The organism is Actinacidiphila epipremni, assembly GCF_012034175.1.
GTDB lineage: Bacteria > Actinomycetota > Actinomycetes > Streptomycetales > Streptomycetaceae > Actinacidiphila > Actinacidiphila epipremni.
The window spans coordinates 46,287-69,836 of sequence record NZ_JAATEJ010000014.1 but is presented as its reverse complement, the minus strand read 5'-3'; the positions used below and the strand labels follow the sequence as shown (position 1 = coordinate 69,836).

At 75.8% G+C, this 23,550-nt stretch carries 7 protein-coding genes and 1 pseudogene; 6 read left to right on the top strand and 2 right to left on the bottom strand.

Annotation, left to right across the window (positions count from 1 at the left end):
- Positions 1-63: 63 nt before the first annotated feature.
- The 5 genes and pseudogenes from HCN08_RS18175 to HCN08_RS18155 all read left to right on the top strand — a co-directional run.
- Positions 64-5,727: pseudogene (locus HCN08_RS18175) on the top strand (type I polyketide synthase); the annotation flags it as partial.
- Positions 5,724-9,881 (top strand): non-ribosomal peptide synthetase, encoded by a 4,158-nt coding sequence (locus HCN08_RS18170; protein ID WP_167984181.1) that lies wholly within the window; start codon positions 5,724-5,726, stop codon positions 9,879-9,881. The pseudogene HCN08_RS18175 and the gene HCN08_RS18170, both read left to right, overlap by 4 nt.
- A gap of 5 nt (positions 9,882-9,886) precedes the next feature.
- Positions 9,887-13,261 carry a non-ribosomal peptide synthetase gene (locus HCN08_RS18165; protein WP_167984180.1) on the top strand — a complete coding sequence of 1,125 codons (3,375 nt, stop codon included), beginning with the start codon at positions 9,887-9,889 and terminating at the stop codon, positions 13,259-13,261.
- On the top strand, positions 13,261-14,820 hold the full coding sequence (locus HCN08_RS18160) for a GMC family oxidoreductase (RefSeq protein ID WP_167984179.1): 1,560 nt from the start codon (positions 13,261-13,263) through the stop codon (positions 14,818-14,820). Before HCN08_RS18165 ends, HCN08_RS18160 begins: the two co-directional genes overlap by 1 nt.
- Before the next feature lie 27 nt (positions 14,821-14,847).
- Complete coding sequence (locus HCN08_RS18155) at positions 14,848-18,888, top strand: non-ribosomal peptide synthetase (protein WP_167984178.1); 4,041 nt, start codon at positions 14,848-14,850, stop codon at positions 18,886-18,888.
- Between the two features lie 37 nt (positions 18,889-18,925).
- Here the strand turns inward: HCN08_RS18155 and HCN08_RS18150 are convergent, their stop codons facing one another.
- On the bottom strand, positions 18,926-19,369 hold the full coding sequence (locus HCN08_RS18150) for a MarR family winged helix-turn-helix transcriptional regulator (RefSeq protein ID WP_167984177.1): 444 nt from the start codon (positions 19,367-19,369) through the stop codon (positions 18,926-18,928).
- Positions 19,370-19,453: 84 nt separating this feature from the next.
- On the opposite strand from HCN08_RS18150, the gene HCN08_RS18145 reads away from it, so the two are divergent.
- Positions 19,454-21,634 carry an MMPL family transporter gene (locus HCN08_RS18145; protein WP_167984176.1) on the top strand — a complete coding sequence of 727 codons (2,181 nt, stop codon included), beginning with the start codon at positions 19,454-19,456 and terminating at the stop codon, positions 21,632-21,634.
- Positions 21,635-21,724: 90 nt separating this feature from the next.
- On the opposite strand, the gene HCN08_RS18140 is transcribed toward HCN08_RS18145, so the two are convergent.
- Positions 21,725-23,455 carry a SagB family peptide dehydrogenase gene (locus tag HCN08_RS18140; protein WP_167984175.1) on the bottom strand — a complete coding sequence of 577 codons (1,731 nt, stop codon included), beginning with the start codon at positions 23,453-23,455 and terminating at the stop codon, positions 21,725-21,727.
- Between the last annotated feature and the right edge of the window lie 95 nt (positions 23,456-23,550).

Genomic DNA, 23,550 nt, shown 5'->3' with positions numbered 1-23,550 from the left:
AGTTACCTCAAGACCGCCACGTCCCGCCTGGCCGAAGCGAACCAGCGGATACGCGAGCAGGAGGCCCGCGACAGCGAGCCGGTGGCCATCGTCGGCATGGCCTGCCGCTACCCCGGCGACGTGGCCGGGCCCGACGACCTGTGGCGGCTCGCCGCCGAGGGCACCGACGCGATCGGCGGCTTCCCCGAGGACCGCGGCTGGGACCTCGACGCGCTGCGCGGCCCCGCCGGCACGCCCACCACGGGCGGCGGCTTCCTCGCCGACGCCGCCGGCTTCGACGCGGCCTTCTTCGGCATCTCGCCGCGCGAGGCCGAGGCCATGGACCCGCAGCAGCGGCTGCTGCTGGAACTGGCGTGGGAGGCGGTGGAGCGGGCCGGCGTCAACCCCGAGACGCTGCGCGGCGGCGACACCGGCGTCTTCGCCGGGCTCGTCCACAACGACTACTGCGCGCCGCTGCACGAACCGCCCGAGGGCCTCGCGGGGCATCTGCTGACCGGCCGCTCCACCAGCGTCGCGGCCGGCCGGATCTCCTACAGCCTGGGGCTGAACGGACCGGCCGTCAGCATCGACACGGCCTGCTCGTCCTCGCTGGTCGCCCTGCACCTGGCGTGCGCGGCGCTGCGCCGCGGCGAGTGCGGGCTGGCGCTGGCCGGCGGCGCCGCGGTCATGCCGGGCCCGGGGATGTTCGTGGAGTTCGGCGCGCAGGGGGGCCTGGCCGCGGACGGGCGCTGCAAGCCCTTCGCGCAGGCCGCCGACGGCACCGCGTGGGCGGAGGGCGCGGGCGTGCTGGTGCTGGAGCGGCTGTCGGACGCGCGGCGGGCCGGGCACCCGGTGCTCGCGGTCGTCCGCGGCTCGGCGGTCAACCAGGACGGCGCGAGCAACGGGCTCACCGCGCCCAGCGGTCCCGCCCAGCAGCGGGTGATCCGGCAGGCGCTGGCCGCCGCGCGGCTCGCCCCCGCCGACATCGACGCGGTCGAGGCGCACGGCACCGGCACGACGCTGGGCGACCCCATCGAGGCGCAGGCGCTGCTCGCGGTGTTCGGCCCCGGCCGCCCGGCGGAGCGCCCGCTGCGGCTCGGCGCGCTGAAGTCCAACCTCGGCCACTCGCAGGCCGCCTCCGGCGTCGCGGGCGTCATCAAGATGGTCATGGCGATGCGCCACGGCCTGCTGCCCCGCACCCTGCACACCGACCGCCCCTCCGACCACGTCGACTGGTCCTCCGGCGCGATCGCCCTCCTCACCGACCCCACCCCCTGGCCGCCCACCGACCGCCCCCGCCGCGCCGGCGTCTCCGCGTTCGGCATCAGCGGCACGAACGCCCACGTCATCCTGGAGGAGCCGCCTGCGGCGGAGCTTGCGGGTGAGGCCGCGGAGGCCGGCGCCGGCCTGGCGGCGCGGGCGGCCATGCCCGCAACGGCGCCCCGGGTGGCATCCGCCCCGGCGCCGGAGGGCGCCGCGGGCCCGGCCGCCGAGGCCGCGGCGGCAGCCGCCCCCGCGCCTGGCGCTACCGCCCCGGCGGCAGCCGTCGCCGGGACGTCCGCCCGCAGCGCCGGCGCGTCCGGCGCGGCAGCCGCCGCCGCGGGCCCGGCCGAGAAGTCGGGCGTGGCGGAGGGGCAAGACGACGCGCCGGGGTGCGGGGTGGTGCCGTGGGTGGTGGCGGCGCGGACGGGGGCCGCGCTTCGGGCGCAGGCCGAGCGGGTGCGTGAGTTCGCCGAGAGGGAAGAGGGGGCCACGCCCGGCGGGATCGGGTTCGCGCTGGCCCGGACGCGTGCGGGCTTCGAGCACCGCGCGGTCGTCGTCGGGGAGAGCCGCACCGAGCTGCTCGAAGGGCTGCGGGCGCTCGCCGCCGGCGCCGACGCGCCGCAGCTCGTGCGCGGCGAGGCCGGCGAACGGCCGCTCACCGCCTTCCTGTTCACCGGCCAGGGCGCCCAGCGCGCCGGCCGCGGCGCCGAGCTCCACCGCGAGCAGCCCGCGTTCGCCGCCGCCCTCGACGAGGTGTGCGCGGCCTTCGACCCGCACCTCGAACGCCCCCTGCGCGACCTGATGTTCGCCGCGCCCGGCAGCCCCGACGCGGCCCTGCTGGACCGCACCGCCTACACCCAGCCCGCGCTCTTCGCCCTCGAAGTCGCCCTCTTCCGGCTCGTGGAGGCCCACGGCGTCGTCCCCGACCACCTGCTCGGCCACTCCATCGGCGAACTGGCCGCCGCCCACGTCGCCGGCGTCTTCTCGCTGCCCGACGCCGCGGCCCTGGTCGCCGCCCGCGGCCGGCTGATGGGCGCGATGCCCGAGGGCGGCGCGATGTTCTCCCTCGACGGCGACGAGCCGGCCGTACGGGCGCTGCTGGCCACGCACACCGGGCGGGTCGCGATCGGCGCGGTCAACGCCCCCGGCGCCACGGTGATCTCCGGCGACCTGGACGCCGCCGAGGAACTGGCCGAGCTGTGGCGGCTGCGCGGCGGCAAGGCCACCCGGCTGCGGGTCAGCCACGCCTTCCACTCGCCCCACATGGACGGCGCCCTGGACGACCTGCGGGCCGCCGCCGGCCGGGTGACGTTCCACCCGCCGCGCATCCCGGTCGTCTCCAACGTCACCGGCGACCTCGCCGGCGCCGAACTGCTCACCCCCGACTACTGGGTCGCCCAGGCCCGCGAGGCCGTCCGGTTCCTCGACGGCCTGCGCACCCTGCGCGACGCCAAGGTCACCGCCTACCTCGAACTCGGCCCCGACCGCGTCCTGACCGCCCTGGCCCACCGCTTCCTCGCCGGCGAGGCGGAGGGCGGCGCCGGCCACGTCCTGGCCACCGCCCTGCGCACCGGCACCCCGGAGTCCCGCGGCCTGCTCACCGCGCTGGCCGAACTCCACACCGCCGGCGTCACCGTGACCTGGCCCGACACCGCCTTCGGCGCCGCCGCCCGCGAACGGCCCCCGCTCACCCTGCCCACGTACCCCTTCCAGCACCGCCGCTACTGGCACATGGCGGGGCCGCGCACCGCCGCCCCCGCCGTACGCGACGGGCACCCGCTGCTCGGCGCGCCCGTGGAGCTGGCCGGCGCGGACGGCCACTGGTACGCCCAGACGCTCGCCCCGGACCGCCCCGCCTACCTCGACCAGCACCGGGTCGCCGGCGTGCCCGTGCTCCCCGCAGCCGCCATGACCGAGTGGGCGCTGGCCGCGGCCCGCGCGGCGGCCGGCGGGTCCACCGGCCCGGCCTCGTACCGCCTGGAGGACGTCGCCTTCCAGGAGTTCCTGCCCTTCACCGAGGGCGGCCCGCGCGAGGTGCAGGCCACCGCGTCGCCGCACACCGCGGACGGCGGCCTGCTGGTGCGCTGCTTCAGCCGCGAGCAGGGCGCGACGCAGTGGACCGAGCACGCGAGCGCGCTGGCCGTACGGTCGGCCGCCGTACGCCCGCCGGACCTGCCGCCCGCGACGCTCACCGCCGGCATGACCGAGGTCGACGTCGACGCCCTCTACGCCCGGCTGCGTGCCGGCTCCGTCGACCACGGCCCCGCCTTCCGCGCCCTGCGCCGGCTGTGGCGCGGCGGCGACGAGGCCGCGGCCCTGGTCGAGACCGCCGCCGACGCCGCCGACTCCGCGGGCGGCGCCGTCGCGGACTACGTCCTCCACCCGCCGCTGCTGGACGCCTGCTTCCAGACCGTCGGCGCCTTCCTCGGCGACGGCGACGGCGTCCCGCTGCCCACCTCGCTCGCGCGGTGCACCGTCTTCGAGGCGCTGCCGGCCCGCGTGTGGTGCCGGGTGCTGCGCACCGACGACGCGACCGCGGGGGAGCGGGTGCTGGACCTGGCCCTGCACGCCGAGGACGGGCGCTGCCTGGCCGTCGTGGAGTCGCTGCGCTTCACCGCCGTCCCCGCGGGCGCCCTCGCCGCGCTCGCGGCGCCGGCCCTGCGCCGCTACGAGACCGCGTGGGTGCCCCTGGACGACACGACCGCGCCGGCGCCGGGAACCGACCCGGCGGACGGCACCTGGCTGCTGTTCAGCGACGACACCGACCTCGCCGCCCGCTGGGCCGCCGAGCACCCCCTCAGCACCGTGCTGCCCGCCCCCACCGCGCAGGCGCTGCGCACCGAGCTCGACGCCCTGCGCGCCACCGGCCGCCCCCTCGCGGGACTGCTGCTGCACGCCGCCCCCGCCACCGGGCCCGCCGCCCACGACGAGGACACCCCGCAGACCGCCTTCCGGCTCGCCCGCGACAGCTTCCTGCTGCTCCAGGAGTTCGTCCGCGCCCCCGGGACCGCCGACGCCCGCGTCGTGCTGTGCTCCACCGGCGCCACCGACACCGTCCCCGACCCCGCGCAGGCCGTGCTCACCGGCGCCGCCAAGGCGGTCGTCGCCGACTACCCCGACCTGCGCGTCACCCACCTCGACCTCGACCCCGCGGCAGCCGCCCCCGCGCTCGCCGAGCTGCTCGCCGCAGCCGCCGCCCGCCCCGGCTCCGGCCACTACCGGCTGCGCGCGGGCCGCCGCCACGAGGCCCGGTTGCGCGAGGCCGGCCTCGGCGCCCCGCAGGCCCCGCCGGTCAGGGCCGACGGCGCGTACCTGATCACCGGCGCCTTCGGCGGCCTCGGCCAGGTCACCGCGGCCTGGCTCGCCGAGCACGGCGCCGGCGCCCTGGTGCTGACCGGCCGCCGCCTGCCGGCCGGCGAGCCGCAGTGGATCGCCGACCTGCGCCGCCGTGGCACCCGCGTGGAGACCCGGGCCTGCGACATCGCAGAACCGGCCGCCGTCGCCGACCTGTTCGCGTACGTCGCCAAGGACCTGCCGCCGCTGCGCGGTGTCGTGCACGCCGCGGGCGTCACCGACGACGCGGCGCTGGTGGACCTGGACTGGGACCGCTTCCGCCGGGTCATGGAACCCAAGGTCCGCGGCGCCTGGCTGCTGCACCAGCACACCGCGTCGCTGGACCTGGACTTCCTCGTCCTGTACTCCTCGATGCTGTCGCTGACCGGCTCGCCAGGGCAGGCCGCCTACGTCGTCGCCAACAGCTTCCTCGACGCGCTCGCCGGCTACCGCAGCGGCCACGGCAGGACGACGCTGAGCGCCGGCTGGGGCCCGTGGGGCGAGACCGGCATGGCGTACGAGCGCAGCCTGCTGGACCGCTTCACCGCGCAGGGCATGGACGCCATCCCGACCCGGCGGGCGCTCGCCGCCCTCGGCACCCTGCTGGGCGGCGGCACCGGCGGCACCGGCGGCACCGGCGGCACCGGCGGCGCCGGTCCGCACGTGGGCCTGGCCCGCGTCGACTGGGCCCGCTACGGCGCCGCCTTCTCCCGCCGCCAGCCCTACACCCTGCTCGCCGACCTGGTCACCGACGCGCCCGCGGACGTGGCCGCGACCGACGCCGTACCGCTGGAGGAGCTGACCGCGCTGGTCCTCAGCGCACCGGAGGCGGCCCGGCAGGCGGTCCTGGACGGGCTGCTGGAGCGGGTCGGGCTGCTGCTGCGCATCCCCGGCGCCGACCGCGACGACCTGCGGCAGCGCTTCGCGGCCGTCCGGCTCAACACGCTCGGCCTGGACTCGCTGACCACCGTCCAGCTGCGCAGCCGGCTGCTCGCCGACTTCCGCGCCGACATACCGCCCGACCTGCTCTTCAGCGGCGGCACCGCGGCCGACGTCGCCGAGCTGATCTGCCAGCAGCTGACGATCAGGAGCGTGTCGGCCGCGCCCGAGGACGACCTTGACGACCAGGAGACCGAGGTGCTGACGCTGTGAACGCCGTCCCCAACCTGCTGGCAGAACTCGCCGGCGCCGGTGTGCGCCTGCGCCTGGTCGACGACGCCCGCCTGGAGGTCTCCGCGCCCAAGGGCGCGCTGCGCCCCGAGCTGCGCGACCGGATCGTGGCGCACAAGCCCGAGCTGATCGCCTGGCTCGCCGACCAGCACGCCGGCGACACCGCCGCCGCCCAGGCGCTGCCGGCCCTCACCCACGACGCGGCGGGCCTGGGCGAGCCCTTCGCGCCCTCCGACCTCCAGACGTCCTTCATCATCGGCAGCCGCGAGGGCTTCGAGCACCATGTGCGCCCGCACCAGTACATGGAGTGGGAGTTCGCCGACCTCGACCCGGCCCGCTACGAGGCCGCGCTCAACCAGGTGCTGCGCCGCCAGCGCAAGGACCTCGTCGTCATCCGCGACGACCTGATGATGCAGCACGCCGGCGACGACCCCGCCCCGGTCAAGGTCACCGTCTCCGACCTCACGGGCCTGTCCGAGGCCGACGCGCAGGCCGAGATCCTGCGGGTGCGGGCCGCGATGGAACGCCACGAGCCGGACGTCTCGCGCTGGCCGTGGATCGAGGCGCACATCAGCCGGTACGGCGACGGGCGCGCCCGGCTGCACTGGAACAACAACAACATCTTCAGCGACGCCCCCGGCACCATGCGCTTCCTGTCCAACGTGCTGCGCGCCTACCACGACCCCGCCTCCGTCCCCGACGACCTGGAGATCGGCTACCGCGACTGCGTGCTGGCGCTCGCCGCCCTGGAGGAGTCCCCGCAGGGCCGGGCCGCCGAGGCGTACTGGCGCGACCGCATCCCCGGCTGGCCCGAGGCCCCCGCCGTGCCGCTCGCCGCCGGCGCCGACCTCAGGGCCCGCTCGCGCCTGGTGCGCCGGGAGCTGACCTTCCCCGCCGGCCTGTGGGCGCGGCTGCGCGCCAAGGCCGAGGAGCGCGGCCTGACCAAGACCAACGTGGTGCTGGCCGCGCACGCCGAGCTGCTGTCGTACTGGAGCGGGTCGCGGCACTTCCTGATCAACAACATGATCACCCACCGGCTGCCGCTGCACCCGCAGATCGGCGAGGTGCTCGGCAACTTCGCCTCCCTCTACCCGCTGGAGGCCGACTGGCGGCACGAGGAGTCCTTCGCCGCCCGCGCCCGGCGGCTCCAGGCGCAGGTCATCGCGGACGTGGAGCACTCGCAGTGGAGCGGCGTCAAGGTCCTCCAGGCGCTCAACCAGGCCCGCCGCACCCCCGGCCGCGCGGTCGCGCCCTTCGCGGTCGGCAGCGCGCTGTTCGTCGGCCCCACCGAGCGGCCCGACTACAGCACCCTGGAGACCCCGCAGGTGCGGTTCGACTGCGAGTTCTGGGAGCTGCCCGACGGCAGTCTGTGGGTCGTGTGGGACGTCATCGAGGAGATGTTCCCCGAGGGCCTGATCGACGCCATGGAGGAGGGCTACCGCACCGCGCTGGCCCTGCTCGCCGACGACGAGGCCGCCTGGGAGGCGCCGGGCCTGGACCTGCTGCCCGCCGCCCAGCGCGCGCAGCGCGCCGAGCCCGCGCCCGAGGCGCCGCCCACCGCGGGCTTCCTGCACGACGCGCTGCCCGCCACCGCCGCCCGCACCCCGGACGCCCCCGCGGTCGTCGCCGGCGGCACCACCCTCGGCTACGCCGCCCTGCACGCCCGCAGCGCCGCGCTCGCCGCCCGGCTGCGCGCCGCCGGGGTGCGGGCCGGCTCACGCGTCGCGGTGGTGCTGCCCAAGGGGCCCGAGCAGATCACCGCGGTCCACGCGGCCCTGACCGCGGGCGCCGCGTACGTCCCCATGGACCCCACCTGGCCGCACGACCGCATCGCGTACCTGCTCGGCGACATCGAGGCCGCCGCCGTCCTCACCGACGACACCCACCGCGGCGCCCTCGCCGCCCTCACCACCGCCCCGGTGCTCACGCCCGCCGCCGAAACCCCCGCCGAAGCGCCCGAGGTGAGGGTCGACGAGCCGCGCGACCCCGGCGACCTGGCGTACGTCATCTACACCTCCGGCTCCACCGGCCGCCCCAAGGGCGTGATGCTGGACCACCGCGGGCCCCTCAACACCGTCACCGACATCAACGACCGCTTCGGCATCGGCCCCGGCGACACCGTCCTCGGCATCTCCTCGCTGTGCTTCGACCTGTCCGTCTACGACGTGTTCGGCACCGCCGCGGCCGGCGCCACGCTCGTCCTGCCGACCGCGTCGGCCGCCGACCCGGCCGCCTGGCTGGAGCTGGTGGGCCGCCACCAGGTGACGGTGTGGAATTCGGTGCCGGCCATCATGCAGCTGTTCACCGAGGCCGCCGAGGCCGCCGGCGCGACCTTCCCGCACCTGCGCACGGTCCTGCTCAGCGGCGACTGGATCCCCGTGCAGCTGCCCGACCGCATCCGCCGTATCGCGCCGAACGCCCGCGTCATCAGCCTCGGCGGCGCCACCGAGGCGTCGATCTGGTCCATCCACCACCGCGTCGACCACGTCGACCCGCGGTGGACCAGCATCCCCTACGGCCGCCCGCTCGGCGGCCAGACCTGGCACATCCTCGACGACCTCGGCCGCGACGCCCCCACCTGGGTCCCCGGCCACCTCCACATCGGCGGCGCCGGCCTGGCGCTGGGCTACCTCGGCGACCCGGCCAAGACCGACGCCGCCTTCGTCCGCCACCCGCGCACCGGCGAGCGGATCTACCGCACCGGCGACCTCGGCCGCTTCCTGCCCGACGGCAGCATCGAATTCCTCGGCCGCGCCGACTTCCAGGTCAAGATCCAGGGCTTCCGCGTCGAGCCCGGCGAGGTCGAGCAGACCCTGCTGGAGCACGAGGGCGTCGCGCAGGCCGCGGTCGTCGCCCGCAGCACCGGATCGGGCAAGCAGCTCGCCGGATTCGCCGTCCCGCACCCCGGCGCCGGCGACCTCGGCGGCGCGCAGCTGCGGGAGTTCGCCGCCGCGCGGCTGCCCTCCTACCTGGTGCCCACCCACATCACCGTGCTGCCCGCGCTGCCGCTCACCGCCAACGGCAAGCTCGACCGGCGCGCCCTGGAAGCCCTCGGCCCCGGCGACGACACCGGCTCGGCCGCGTACGTCGCGCCCAGGACCGCCACCGAGGCCGCCATCGCCGAGGTGTGGGCGCAGACCCTGGAGACCGAACGCGTCGGCGTCACCGACGACTTCTTCGACCTCGGCGGCCAGTCCTTCGCCGCGCTGCGGGTCATCGAACGCCTCGCGGCGAGCACCGGGCGGCGCATCCCGCTCGGCGTGCTGCTCGAACAGCGCACCGTCGAGGGCCTCGCGGCCTGGCTGGAGACCGCGCAGCCGCGCTGGTCCCCGCTGGTGCGGCTCACCCACCGGCCCAGCGGCACCCCGTGGTTCCTCGTCCACCCGGCCGGCGGCAACGTGCTGTGCTACCAGAAGCTCGCCGACCTGCTCGACGAGCCCGTACTGGCCTTCCAGGCGCCCACCCCCGGCACCGGCGGCCCGCTGGACAAGGTCGAGGACTTCGCCGCCCGCTACCTCGACGAACTGCTCACCGTCCAGCCGCACGGCCCCTACCGGCTCGGCGGCTGGTCCTCCGGCGGCGTCATCGCCTTCGAACTGGCCCACCAGCTCGAAGCGCGCGGCGAGCAGGTCGAGCTGCTGGCCGTGCTGGACTCGCCGAGCCCCACCGTGCCGCGCGCCCTGGACGACACCCGGCTGCTGCTGTGGTTCGTCGAGGACCTGGGCCTGGGCCTGCGGGCCGCGGACATCCCCGAGGACGAGGTACGGCGGCTCGCGGACCTGCCCGACCCGCAGGCGCTCGCCGACGTCCTCGCCCGCGTCGGCGACGCCGCGGCCTCTATCGACCCCGCCTCGCTCACCGAGGCGCTCGCCGTCTTCCGCGGGGTGGTGCGCGCCTGCAACAGCTACGCGGCGCCCACCATCGCCGCCGACCTCGTCGTCGTACGCGCCGGCGAGGGAGAGGTCGGCGAGTTCGCCGGCCACCCGGCCGCCGCCCGGCCCGACTGGGGCTGGGCCGCGGTGACCTCAGGGTCCGTGACCGGCGCCACCGTACCGGCCACGCACTACACGCTGCTGACCCCCCGACATGCCCCAGCGGTGTCCGAAGCGATCAGCCGACCGAGACAAGGTGCGTAAGAATCATGGCCCAGGCTCTGCTCTCCGAACTGCACCGGCGCGGCATCAGGCTGCGCCTGGTCGACGACCGTCTCGACGTGGTGGCCCCGGCCGGCTCGCTCACCGCCGAACTGCGCGAGCAGCTCAAGGCGCAGCGCGACCAGCTCGTCGCGCTGCTGCGGCGCAGCGAGGCCGGCGGCGAGGACGTCCGCGTCGTGCCCCGCCCGGATCTGCGCCACGAACCCTTCCCGCTCACCGACATCCAGCAGGCGTACTGGATCGGCCGCAGCTCCGCGATCGAGCTCGGCGGCGTGTCCACCCACTACTACTTCGAGCTCGACGGCGAGGGCCTGGACGTCTGCCGGCTCACCGACGCGCTCAACGCCGTCATCGCCCGGCACGACATGCTGCGCGCCGTCGTCCAGCCCGACGGCCTGCAGCGCGTGCTGCCCGACGTGCCGCGCTACGAGATCGCCGTCGCCGACCTCACGGCGCTCGGCGACGCCGACCGCGAGCAGGCGCTGCTGGCCACCCGCGCCGAACTCGGCGCGAAGACCCCCGAGCCGGACGCCTGGCCGCTGTTCGAGATCCGGGCGAGCCTGCTCGGCGGCGGCCGGCACCGGCTGCACCTGAGCTTCAACATCCTCATCATCGACTTCTTCAGCCTCGCGCTGCTCTTCCACGACTGGCGGCAGGCGTACGAGAACCCCGGGCAGCGGCTGCCCGAGCCCGGCGTGTTCTACCGCGACTACATCGCCGCCCAGCAGGAGCTGCGCAGCGGCCCCGGCTACGCCCAGGCCGAGGCGTACTGGCTGGGCCGGCTCGCCGAGCTGCCGAACGCGCCCGAACTGCCGCTCGCCAAGCAGCCCGCGCAACTGGAGTCGGTGGAGTTCGTCCGCCGCCAGGGCCGGCTTCCGCGCGAGCAGTGGGACGCGGTCAAGGCCGCCGCCCGGCGCCGCGGGCTGACCCCGTCGGTCGCGCTGATGGCCGCCTTCTCCGACGTGCTGCGGCTGTGGTCGGGCGGGCAGCGCGACTTCACCCTCAACCTCACCCTCTTCGACCGCCCCCCGCTGCACCCGGCCATCGGCGAGATCATCGGCGACTTCACCTCGCTGACCATGCTCGCCGTCCAGGAGCCCGCCCCCGACGAGACGTTCGCCGACCGGGCGCTGCGGCTCGGCGGCCAGCTGCTGCGCGACCTCGGCCACACCGCCTACAGCGGCCTGCGGGTGCTGCGCGAACGCGCCCGCAGCCTGTCCTCGGGCCTGGGCGCGGCCATGCCCATCGTGGTGACCAGCGCCATCGGCTCGGCCCCGCAGCAGGACCAGGCCGGCGACCGCGGCTTCTTCGGCCGGCTCGGCTACGGCATCAGCCAGACCCCGCAGGTGTGGGTCGACCACCAGATCATGGAGGAGTTCGGCGACCTGCTCTACAACTGGGACTGCGTCGACGCGCTGTTCCCCGACCGGCTGCTGGACGACATGTTCGGCTCCTACCACGCGCTGCTGGAGCGGCTGGCCGCCGACGAGGGCGCCTGGGACGACCCGGCGCTGCGCCCGCAGCTGCCCGGCTGGCAGGAGGCCGAGCGGGACGCCGCCAACGCCACCGCGCTGCGGCTGCCCGGCGGCACGCTGTGCGGCCTGGCCGAGGAGCAGGCCCGGCGCGCCCCCGACGCCGTCGCCGTCATCGCCGGCGACACTCAGCTGACGTACCGGCAGCTCACGGCGCACGCCAACCGGCTGGCCCGGCGGCTGCTGGAGTGCGGCGCCCGGCGCGACAACCTCGTCGGGATCGTGCTGGAGCGCGGCTGGGAGCAGGTCGCCGCGACCCTGGGCGTCACCGCGTCCGGCGCCGCCTACCTGCCCGTCGACCCCTCGTGGCCGCAGGCCCGCCGCTCCCAGGTGCTGGAACTGGGCGGCGTGCAGCTCGTGGTGACCTCCCCGCAGCTGCGCGACAGCGCCCAGTGGCCGGCCGGCGTGCAGCCGATCACGCTGGAGGACGCCGAGGTCCGCACCGCCGACGACGGCCCGCTGGACGCCGGGCCCGAGCCCACCGACCTCGCCTACGTCATCTTCACCTCCGGCTCCACCGGCACTCCCAAGGGCGTGATGATCGACCACCGGGGCGCGGTCAACACCGTCCAGGACATCAACCGCCGCTTCGGCGTCGGCCCCGCCGACCGGGTCCTGGCGCTGTCCTCGCTGAGCTTCGACCTGTCCGTCTACGACGTCTTCGGCACCCTCGCGGCCGGCGCCGCCGTCGTCGTCCCGCCGGCCGCCGGCGCCCGCGACCCGCAGCAGTGGACCGAGCTGATGGACCGGCACGGCGTCACCGTGTGGAACTCGGTGCCCGCGCTCATGCAGGCCTGGGTGGACGCCGGTGGCCGCACCGCCGCCGGCAGCCTGCGCACCGTGCTGCTCAGCGGCGACTGGATCCCGGTGGGCCTGCCCGACGCGATACGCGCCGCCGAACCGCGCGCCCGCGTCATCAGCCTGGGCGGCGCGACCGAGGCGTCCATCTGGTCGGTGTGCTACCCGGTCGGCGCCGTCCCGCCCGAGTGGGTGCGCATCCCGTACGGCAAGCCGCTCGCCAACCAGACGCTGCACGTCTACAACGCGGCCTTCGAGCCCTGTCCGGTGTGGACCGCGGGCGACATCTACATCGGCGGCACCGGCGTGGCCAAGGGGTACTGGGCCGACCCGCAGCGCACCGCGGCGAGCTTCGTCACCCACCCGCGCACCGGCGAGCGCCTCTACCGCACCGGCGACCTCGGCCGCTACCTGCCCGGCGGCGACATCGAGTTCCTCGGCCGGCAGGACTCCCAGGTCAAGCTCAACGGCTACCGCATCGAGCTCGGCGAGATCACCGCGGCCCTGCGCCGGCTGCCCGGCGTCGCCGAGGGCCTGGTCCGGGTGGACGCCAACCCCGTCACCGGCGCCCGCCAGCTGGTCGCCTACGTGGTGGGCGCGCCCGGCTCGGAACCCGACACCGAGACCGTACGGGCCGCGCTCGCCGCGGCGCTGCCCGACTACATGGTCCCGCAGCACTACCTGCTCATCGACACCGTGCCGCTGAGCGCCAACGGCAAGGTCGACGTCTCCGCGCTGCCGACCGCGTGGAGCGAGCCGGACCAGGAGGCCGTCGAGGGCCCGCGCGACGACCTGGAGGAACGGCTGCTGGCCATCTGGCGCGAGGTGCTGCAACGCGACGACTTCGGCGTGCTGGACAACCTCTTCGAGATGGGCGCCGACTCGCTGCACGCGGTACGCATCCTCACCCGGCTGCGCGACGACCTCGGCATCGCCACCGAGGGCGACGAGGGCCTGCGGCTGCTGTTCGAGAGCCCCACCGTCACCGAACTGGCCGCCGAGCTGCGCAAGCAGGTCGGGGCGCCGGCCTGATGGCCGCGGGGACGGGCGGCTTCGCCGCCGAGCTGCTGGACCGCACCTGGGACGACGTCGTGGTCGGCGGCGGCTCGGCCGGCTCGGTGCTGGCCGCCCGGCTGTCGCAGGAGCCCGGGCGGCGGGTGCTGCTGGTCGAGGCCGGCACCGACCCCGCGCCGCAGTCCGGGCCGCCCGGCAGCCCGGTGCTGACCGGCGCCAACTGGGACCACACCGCCTCGGTCGGCGACACCGAGCCCGGCGCCGGGCGGCAGTACCCGTACCTGGTCGGCAAGGTGCTCGGCGGGTCCTCCGCGGTCAACGGCGCCATCGCGCTGCGCGGCCTGCCCGCCGACTTCGACGGCTGGGCGGCGGCCGGCTGCGCCGGCTGGTCGTGGGCGGACGTGCTGCCGTACTTCCGCGGCCTGGAGGCCGACGCCGACTACGGGGACAGCGCCCTGCACGGCGGGCACGGCCCGCTGCCGGTGCGCCGCCCCGCGCCCGAGCGGCTGTCGAAGGCCGCCGCCGCCTTCCTCGCCGGCTGCCGCGCGGCCGGCATCCCCGACCGGCCCGACCTCAACGACGGCGGCACGGGCGCCGGGCCCATCCCCGGCAACCTCGCCGGCCGGCACCGCGTCTCGGCCGCCGACGCCTACCTGGAGCCGGCCCGCGAGCGGCCGAACCTGGCCGTCGCCGACCGCGCCGAGGTCACCCGGGTACTGGTCACCGGCGGCCGGGTCACCGGTGTGGAGCTGCTGCGCGACGGCCGCGTCCACCAGGTGCGCGCCGGGCAGGTCACGCTGTGCGCCGGCGCGATCGGCAGCCCGCTGGTCCTGCAGCGCTCCGGCATCGGCGCCGCCGCCCGCTCCGCCGCGCTCGGCCTGCCCGTCACCGCCGACCTGCCGGGCGTCGGCGGCAACCTGATCGACCATCCGATGGTGCCGGTGTGGTCGGCCGCCGCCCCCGGGGTGTGCGCGGACGACGACCCCTGGCACGAGGCGATGGCCCGGATCGCCACCACCGGCGACCTGCCGGACGTCAACCTGCTGCTGGTCGCCAACGTCCGCGGCGCCGCCATCCCCGGCATCGGCGCCGTCCTCGGCTCCGACGCCGGCATCTCGGTCGGCGCGCTGCTGCTCGCCCCGCGCTCGCGCGGCACCGTCGAGCTCACCGACGCCGACCCCAAGGCCGCCCCGGCGATCCGGCTGCGGCTGGCCACCGACGAGGACGACCTGCGGCGGCTGATGAACGGCGTACGGGCCGCCTGGCGGGTGGTGCGCTCCGCGCCGTTCGCGCCGATGGCGGCCAGGACCTTCCTGTGGACCGAGCGCATGGTCGAGGACGACACGCTGCTGCGCCGCGCGGTGGCCAACTTCGTCACCCCGACCTGGCACGCCGCCGGCACCGCCCGGATGGGCCCGGCGGGCGACGACGGCGCGGTCGTCGACGAGCGGCTGCGGGTGTACGGCGTCACCGGGCTGCGGGTCGCCGACGCCTCCGTGATGCCGTCGATCGTCCGCGCCCCGACCAACCTGACCTGCATCATGCTCGCCGAACGGGCCGCCGGGTGGATGCGATGACGGCGCACGAATGACGGGGGACCAGCGATGACAGTGGACCAGCTCACCGAGGCCGTACCCGCGCCGGGCCCGGCGCCGCAGGGCGCGTCCGGCGCCTTCCCGCTCACCGACCTGCAGGCCGGCTACCTGGTCGGCGGCAGCGGCCTGATCGAGCTCGGCGGCTTCCACCCGACGATGTACGTCGAGATCGACATGGTCGACTTCGACGCGGAGCGGGCCCGCCGGGCGATCGACCTGCTGATCGCCCGGCACGAGCACCTGCGCACCGTCGTGCTGCCCGAGGGCGCCCAGCAGGTGCTCGCGCCGGAGGAGGCCGAGCCGTTCGCGCTGCCGGTCACCGACCTGACCGGGCTGCCCGCGGCCGAGCGCGAGCAGGCGCTGCTCGCCGCCCGCCGCGAGCTGTGCGACCGGGGCGTCGATCCCACCGGGCGGCGGCTGTTCACGGTCTCCGCGCACCGGGTGCGACCGCACCGCTACCGGATCCACTTCTCGATGAGCCTGCTGCTGCTGGACTCCGGCAGCACCCGCACCCTCCAGCAGGAGTGGTGGCGGCTCTACACCGACCCGGCCGCCGAACTCCCGCCGACCGGGCGCACCTTCCGCGAGTGCGTGCTCGCCCGGATCGGCTACGAGCGCACCGACGACTACGCGGCGCACTGGAAGTACTGGGCCGACCGGCTGGACACCCTGCCCGAGGCGCCGGTGCTGCCGTCCTCCGGGAAGGTCGCCACCCTCAAGGCCGGCCGCCTGGTGCGCCGCACCCACCGGCTGAGCCGCGAGCAGTGGCAGCGGCTGTCGGCCGCCTTCCGCGCCCACAAGGTGCTGCCGGCCGCGGCGATGATGCACGTCTTCGCCGAGACGCTGGGCACCTGGGCCGCCGCCCCGCACTTCTGCCTCAACGTGCTGCACCAGAACTGGGCCACCGCCCACCCCGAGACCGCCGGCGTCGTCGGGCAGTTCAGCTCCACGCTGCCGCTGGAGGTGGACCTGCGCGGCGAGGGCGGCTTCTTCGCCCGGGCCGCCCGGCTGCAGAGCCGGCTGTGGCAGGACATGGCGCACAGCGAGGTCACCGCGGTCAAGGTCACCCGGGAGCTGGCCGCCCGGCGCGGCTGGACGGGCCGGGCGGCGCTGCCGTACGTCTTCAACAGCATGCTCGGACCGGCCCGCCGCGACACCGGTGCGGCGAGCCCGGCCTGCCGGACGGTGCACAACAACCTGCGCACCCCGCAGGTGCTGATCGACAACCAGCTCGTGGACGGCCCGCACGGCGCGGTGGACTGCGTGTGGGACGTGGTGGACGAGGCGTTCCCGCCGGGCCTTGCCGACCAGATGTTCGACGCGTACGCGCGGATGCTGGACCACCTGGCCGCCCCCGGCGGGGTGACCGCCGACCCCGACCCGGTGCCGGCCGCCCACCGCGCGCTCGTGGCCGCCGACAACGCCCCCGGCGGGCCGCCGCCGCGCGGCAGGCTGGAGGACGGCTTCACCGCCCGGGCGGCCCGGCAGCCGGACGCCCCCGCCGTGATCGCCGCCGGGCGCACCCTGACGTACGGCGAACTCGACGCGCTCTCCCGGCAGATCGCCTCATGGCTGCACGCGCAAGGCGTCGGCGCCGGCAACATCGTGCCCGTCGTCATGGCCAAGGGCTGGGAGCAGGTCGCCGCCGCCCTCGGCGTGGTCCGCTCCGGCGCCGCCTACTGCCCGGTCGACGCCGGGCTGCCGGCCGCCCGGATCGGCGAGCTCCTCGACGACTGCGCCGCACGGGTCGTCCTCGGCCAGTCCCACCACCCGTACGCCGGCGGCACCCGGCCGCTGCTCGAACTCGCCGTGGACGGCCTCGACCCGGCCGCCGACCCCGGGCCGCTGCCGGCGGCCACCGGGCCCGACGACCTGGCGTACATCATCTACACCTCCGGTTCCACCGGCCGGCCCAAGGGCGTGATGATCGAGCACGCCGCCGCCCTCAACACCGTGCTGGACATCAACCAGCGCATCGGGCTCACCCCCCGCGACCGGGTGTTCGGCATCTCCTCGCTGAGCTTCGACCTGTCGGTGTGGGACGTCTTCGGCACCCTCGCGGCCGGCGCCGCGCTCGTGCTGCCCGCCGCCTCCGCCCGGCCCGACCCGCTGGGCTGGGCCGCGACGGCCGCCGCGCACGGGGTGACGGTGTGGAACTCGGTGCCGGCGCTCGCCGAGATGCTGACCGAGGTCGCCGAGGAAGCCGCCGCCGGCGCCGCCGACAACGCCGATGACGCGGGCGCGGACCCGGCCCGCCCGCCGATCCGGTCCTTCCTGCTCAGCGGCGACTGGGTGCCCACCGCGCTGCCCGGCCGGATGCGCCGGCTGTGGCCCGGGGTGCGGGTCACCGCGCTGGGCGGCGCGACCGAGGCGTCCATCTGGTCCAACTCCTACCTGGTGGGCGAGGTGGACCCGGCCTGGCGGAGCATCCCCTACGGCCGGCCGCTGCCGGGGCAGACCATGCGGGTCCTGGACCACCGGCTCGACGTGCGCCCGCCCGGCGCCGCGGGGCGTATCCACATCGGCGGGGCGGGCCTGGCCCGCGGCTACTGGCGCGACCCCGAGCGCACCGCCGAGCGCTTCGTCACCCACCCGGTCACCGGCGAGCGCCTCTACTGGACCGGCGACCTCGGCCGCTACCGCGCCGACGGCGTCATCGAGTTCCTGGGCCGGGAGGACCGGCAGGCCAAGATCCAGGGCTTCCGGGTCGAGCCCGGCGAGGTCGAGGCGGCGGTGCGGGCCTGCCCGGGGGTACGGGACTGCGCGGTCGCGGTCGAGGACGGGCCCGCCGGGCAGAAGCGGCTGGTCGCCCTGGTCGTGGCCGACCCCGGCGCGCAGCGGCCGGCACCCGCGGGGCTGGCGGCGGCGCTGCGCGGCCGGCTGCCGCACTACATGGTGCCCGGCGCGATCCATGTCGTGGACCGCCCGGCGCTGTCGGCCAACGGCAAGGTGGATGTCGCCCGCAGCCTCGCCGAGGCGCGGGCCGCCGCCCGCCGCGAGGACGCGTCCACGGGCGCGGCACCCGGCGGCCGTACCGCGGTGCGGCTGGCCGAGCTGTGGCGCACCCTGCTCGAAGTCGACGCCGTGGGGCCCGAGTCGGACTTCTTCGGCCTGGGCGGCAACTCGCTGCTGGCGCTGCGGCTGGTCAACCGGGTCGAGGCGGAGTTCGGGGTGCAGCTGCGCTTCGGCGAGATCTTCGAGACCCCGGCGCTGCTGGACCTGGCCGAGCGCATCGACCGGGGCGGCGCGGCCGGCGCCGCGGGCGGCTGCTCGGTGCCGCTGTCGGCCCGGGAGGGGCATCCGGTGCACCTGTTCCACCCGGTGGGCGGCGCGGTCAGCTGCTACACCGGCTTCGCCCGCGACTGGGCCGGCCCGGTCCGCGCCTTCCAGCACCCGGTGCTGGCCCGCGGCGGCACGGCCGGCGAGCAGGACCTGGCGGCGATGGCCGCGGGCTACCTGGCCGAGCTGCTCGAACTGGCCCCGCAGGGCCCGTATCTGCTGGGCGGCTGGTCGATGGGCGGGGTGCTGGCGTACGAGGTCGCGGGGCAACTGGCCGCGCAGGGGCACCGGGCGGCGGTCTTCATGATCGACAGCGACCTGGCGAACCTGCGGCAGCCGGCCACCGACACCGAGCGGCACCTGGAATTCCTCGCCGACCTCGCGGGCGGCGCGCTGCCGCCGGACGTCACCGAGGCGGTACGGGCCGCGTCCGGCGACGGGCTGGCGGCGGCGGCGCGCGACGGGGCGGTGCGGCACGGGCTGCTGCCGGCCGAGCTGGACCCGGCGGGCTACGAGCGGCTGATGCGGGTGCACGCCGCCAACCTCGCGGCGCTGGCCCGGTACCGCCCGGCGGCTGCGCCGGGGGTGCCGGTGCTGCTGTGCGTGGCCGGCGCGGTGGACCGCCCCGACCCCGTGCCGGCCTGGCGGGCGCTCAGTCCGGACCTGGAGACGGACGTGTGGCCCGCCGACCACTACTCCATCATGGCCGGCGGCATCGCGCAGGCCGTGCTGGAGCGGATCGCCCGGTGGGCGGGCGGATCCGCGCGATGACCGGTGGGGCGGGCCGGTGAGCCCGCCCCACCGGCCGCTACTCGTCGCCCAGTTCGGCGGTCATCGCCCGTACCAGCGCGGGCAGCCCGACGGCCAGGGCGTGCTGCTCCTCCGGGGTCAGCGCCGCCAGCCACCGCTCGTGCCGCTGCCGCATGGCCTCGGCGATCTGGCTGGCGGCCCGCCGCCCGGCGGGGGTCAGCACGACCTTCTGGAAGCGCCGGTTGTCGGGGTCACGGGCGCGCTCGACCCACCCCTTCTCGGTCATGCCGGCCACCAGCCGGCTCACGGTGCTCTTCTCCAGGCCGAGATACGAGCCGAGTTCGTGCTGGACGCACGGACCGCCGGACAGATAGCCGAGCGCCAGCGACTCCGAGAGCGAAGCGCCGAGGCCCGGCACGACCCGCGACGGATCCAGCACGCCGCGCCGCCTGAACAGGCCGTCCATCGCCATTTCCAGCACATCGTGCGGTCCGGCGGGCATTACCACCTCCGTGGGTTGCACGGGGCAACCCTTGATTGCTACGCTGCCCTACGGCAGTTGTGACGTACAACTATAGGAGCTCGTATGTTATCCGACTGGGGCCGTCTCCTGGTCAGGTTCCGCTGGGTGGCGATTGCGGCGGGGGTCGTCGTCATCCTGGTCGGCGGGGCCTGGGGAGGAGGCGTATTCAAGGTACTGAAATCAGGGGGTTTCGACGACCCGCACAACGAGTCCTCACGGGCCTCGGTGCGGATCGCCCAGGATCTCGGGGCGCGCGACGTGGATGTGGTGGTCATCTACTCAACCACCAAAACCACCGTCGACGACCCGGCCTTTGCGAATTCTGTCAACTCCACGGTCACGGCGTTGCGCGGGCGTCCGGAAGTGGCGTACGTGGCCACGTACGCGGACACCGAGCTGCCCTCGCTGGTCTCCACCGACCGGCACGCCACCAGCATCGCCATCACGCTGCGCGGCAAGGACCAGGACACCAAGTCCGACCAGTACAAGGACATCAAGTCCGCGCTGCCGGCCGCCGGGGTCAAGACCCAGGTGGGCGGCGTCGTCCCGCTCGCCGTGGTCACCGACGACATGGCGCAGAAGGACATCGAGCGCGGCGAGATGATCGCCTTCCCCGCCGTCCTGATCCTGCTCGTCCTGATCTTCGGCGGTGTCGTCGCCGCCACCACACCGCTGCTCATCGGCGTGCTGGCCATCTTCGGCGCCTTCACCGTCACCCGCGTCCTCACCGAGTTCACCGACGTGTCCACCTTCGCGGTGAACACCATCACGCTGCTCGGCCTGGGCCTGGCCATCGACTACTCCCTGCTGATCGTCAGCCGCTACCGGCGCGAGCTGGAGACCCACGAACCGGCCGAGGCCATCGCCCGCACCATGGCCACCGCCGGCCGCACCGTGCTGGTCTCCGGCCTCACCGTGGTGCTGGCGCTGTCCAGCCTGCTCATCTTCCCGCTGGTCTTCCTGCGCTCCATCGGCCTGGGCGGCATGTCCGCGGTGCTGGTCGCGATGATCAGCGCGCTCACCGTGCTGCCCGCCCTGCTGGCGCTGCTCGGCCGGCGCATCAACGCGCTGCGCATCCCGCTGCCCGGCCGCGCCCGCCGCGAGGCCGCCGCGGCCGAGGGCCACGGAGCCTGGGCGAAGCTCGCGCACACCGTGATGCGCCGCCCGGTGCTGTACGTGATCGGTGTCGTCGTCGTCCTCGGCGCGTTCGCCGCGCCCTTCCTGAACGTCCACTTCGCCGGCAACGACGAGCGCGTGCTGCCCAAGAACACCGAGGCCCGGGTCGTCTCCCAGGAACTGGCCGACCGCTTCCCCGGCGGCTCCGACGCCCCGCTGGAGGTCTTCGTCGGCCACGCCCCCGGTGCCACCCTGCAGGCCGTCCGCGACGCCGTCGCCCGCGTCCCCGGCGTCAAGGACGTCACCGTCAGCGCCACCAAGGGCGACGCGGCCATGCTCACCGTCGGCTACGACGGGCCGCGCACCGGCGACACCGCCTACGACGCCGTCCGCGACATCCGGGCCCTGCACCAGCCGCCGGGCGTCGAGGTGCTGGTCGGCGGCCGGCCCGCGATGGACGTCGACCGGCTGGCGACCCTCAAGCACGGCCTGCCGTGGATGCTCGCCATCATGGCCGCCGCCACCTTCGTGCTGCTCTTCCTGGCCTTCGGCTCGGTCCTGCTGCCGCTCCAGGCGGTCGTGATGAACCTGCTGTCGATCGGCGCGTCCTTCGGCGTCATCACCTGGGTCTTCCAGAGCGGCCACCTGTCCGGCGGCCTGGACTTCACCCCGACCGGCTTCCTGGAACCGACCACCCCGGTCCTCATCCTCGCCATCCTCTACGGCCTCGCCACCGACTACGAGCTCTTCCTGGTCGCCGCGATCCGCGAGAAGTGGGACGCCACCCACGACCCCAGGGCCGCGATCGCCGGCGGCCTGCAGACGACCGGCCGCATCATCACCGCCGCCGCGCTGCTGCTCGGCGTCGTCGTGGTGGGCTTCTCCGCCAGCGGCATCGTCTTCACCAAGATGATCGGCGTCGGCATGGTCGTCGGCATCCTGCTGGACGCCACGCTGGTGCGCGTCCTGCTGCTGCCCGCCGTGCTGCGGCTGTTCGGCCGCGCCGCCTGGTGGGCGCCGGGACCGCTGGCCCGGCTGTACGGCAGGGTCGGCATCCGCGAGTCCGAGGGGCCGGCGGCCGTACCGCAGCCGGCGTCCGCCCCGCAGTCGGAGTCGGACCCGGTCTGAGGACCCCGCACCGCCCGGCACGACGGCGGCCGGCCCCCCGCCGCGGGGGAGCCGGCCGCCGTCGCGGTCCGGCCGCGGTGCCGCCGCCGCTCAGCCCTCGGCGGGCACGTCACCGACCAGATAGACGTACATGACACTGCTGTTGACGCCGTCCACCCCCAGCAGCTGGTTGACCGCGTCGTCCATGTAGCCGCTGATGCCGATGCACGAGCGGCCCATCCACGTCGCCACCAGCGACAGGTTCTGCGCCATGTGCCCGCACTCCACCAGCACCAGGCGGTACGCGCGCAGACCGTACGAGAGCCGCTGGTGCGTCAGGTCCGCGACGGGGAACAGCCACAGCGGGCACTGCGCCGCCTCCAGCTTGCCCGTCGCCTTCGGGGCCGGCACCCGCGGGTCCAGCCACGGCGAGGTCTGCAGCAGCTGCGGGCTGATGTCGCCGGGCGACAGCAGCTCCAGCGCGTGGGCCTCGGGGTCGTAGAGGTAGGTGCCGCGCTCCACGCCCTCCACCGCGTGGCAGTACATCGCCAGCCGGATCGGGTAGTTGGCGCCGCCGCTGGGGTAGGTGCGCACCCGGTAGGACGTCGTGGTGCCGGGCTTCTTCATGTCCGACGCGGTGCCGGCGGCGTAATACAGCAGCGTGCTCAGCTCGTCCAGGGTGAAGCTGCCCTGGTAGCGGCCGTGCGTGCTGCGCCGGGCCAGCAGCACCTCGGCCAGGCCCGGGCCCTGCGGGCGGGTGCCGGGGGCGGGCAGCGCGACGGTGGTGCCGGCGCCGGGCAGCTGCTGGCGGCCGAGCACCGGGCCGATGCTCTCGTCGGCCATCTGGTCCTCGCCGCGGAAGACGACGTACTTGCTCTGCTCGTGGTAGCGCCGGTCCGAGGACCGCGCGGTGTCGGCGAAGAAGGGCTCGCGCGGCCCGTCGTCCAGCAGCGCGACCGACAGCAGCCACGCCAGGTACGCCTCGTCCGCCGCGGTCAGCCCGAGCATCCCGTGCAGCGTGGTGTGCACCAGCGCCGAGTAGACCTCGCGGGCCGGCCGCCGCAGCATCCCGGCCTGCTCCATCCCGGCCAGCCGCCCCCACGCCGCCGACTGCCACGCGAACCAGCGGGCGACGACCCCGAAGGGCGAGCCCTCCGCGATCGCGTTGGGCGCGGACGCGGCGCTGCGGACCCGCTCGGCCTGCGCCGACCAGCCGCTCTGGTCGCGCACGAAGCCGGCCTCCGCGGCGGAGCGGGCCTGCGTCTCGTCGGCGAGGCTCAGCCCCTCCTCGCGGGCCCAGGTGCGGGTGTGGCCGCGCAGCCACTGCACCGCGTCACGCCAGGTGCCGCCGGCCGCGAGCGCGCTCGCGGTCAGCAGGTCGGCGGCGGCGCGCAGCCGCCGGGCGCGCGAGCGGTGCTCGGCGAGCGTGGCGAGCACATCGGCGTTCGCCGACGTCCACAGCCGCTCCCCGACGGCCACCCCGGCGGGCCCGCCGTAGCGCGCCGGATCCAGCGGATAGTCCGACTCCTCGGCGGCATACGCCCCCGCCGGGCCCTCGACGCGCTCGCGCAGTTCGGTGAGCTGCTTGTCCTCGGCTCCGCGCAGGTGGACCAGCAGCCGGGGCCGCTCGCCCGCCTCTCGGGTGGCGTACCAGTCGGCCGCCTCGCCGCCCGGCGCGCCGGCCGCCCACGGCCGTACCGTGCCGATCAGGACCTCGTCCAGCAGCCGCGAGGCCGCGGCCGGATCCGCCGCGCCGGCCGCCGTGACGGACAGCGTCCGCCAGGGCGAGCCGGCCGTCGTGGAATTCCCCTGCTGCGTCTGCTGATGCGTGTGCCCGCTCAACTTCCCGCTCCTGCCTGCCGACCCGATCCAGCCGAGAAAGAAGCCGGCCCCGCCGGTGGCCGGGACCGGACCTCACGGGGCGAGCCTCCGGCACC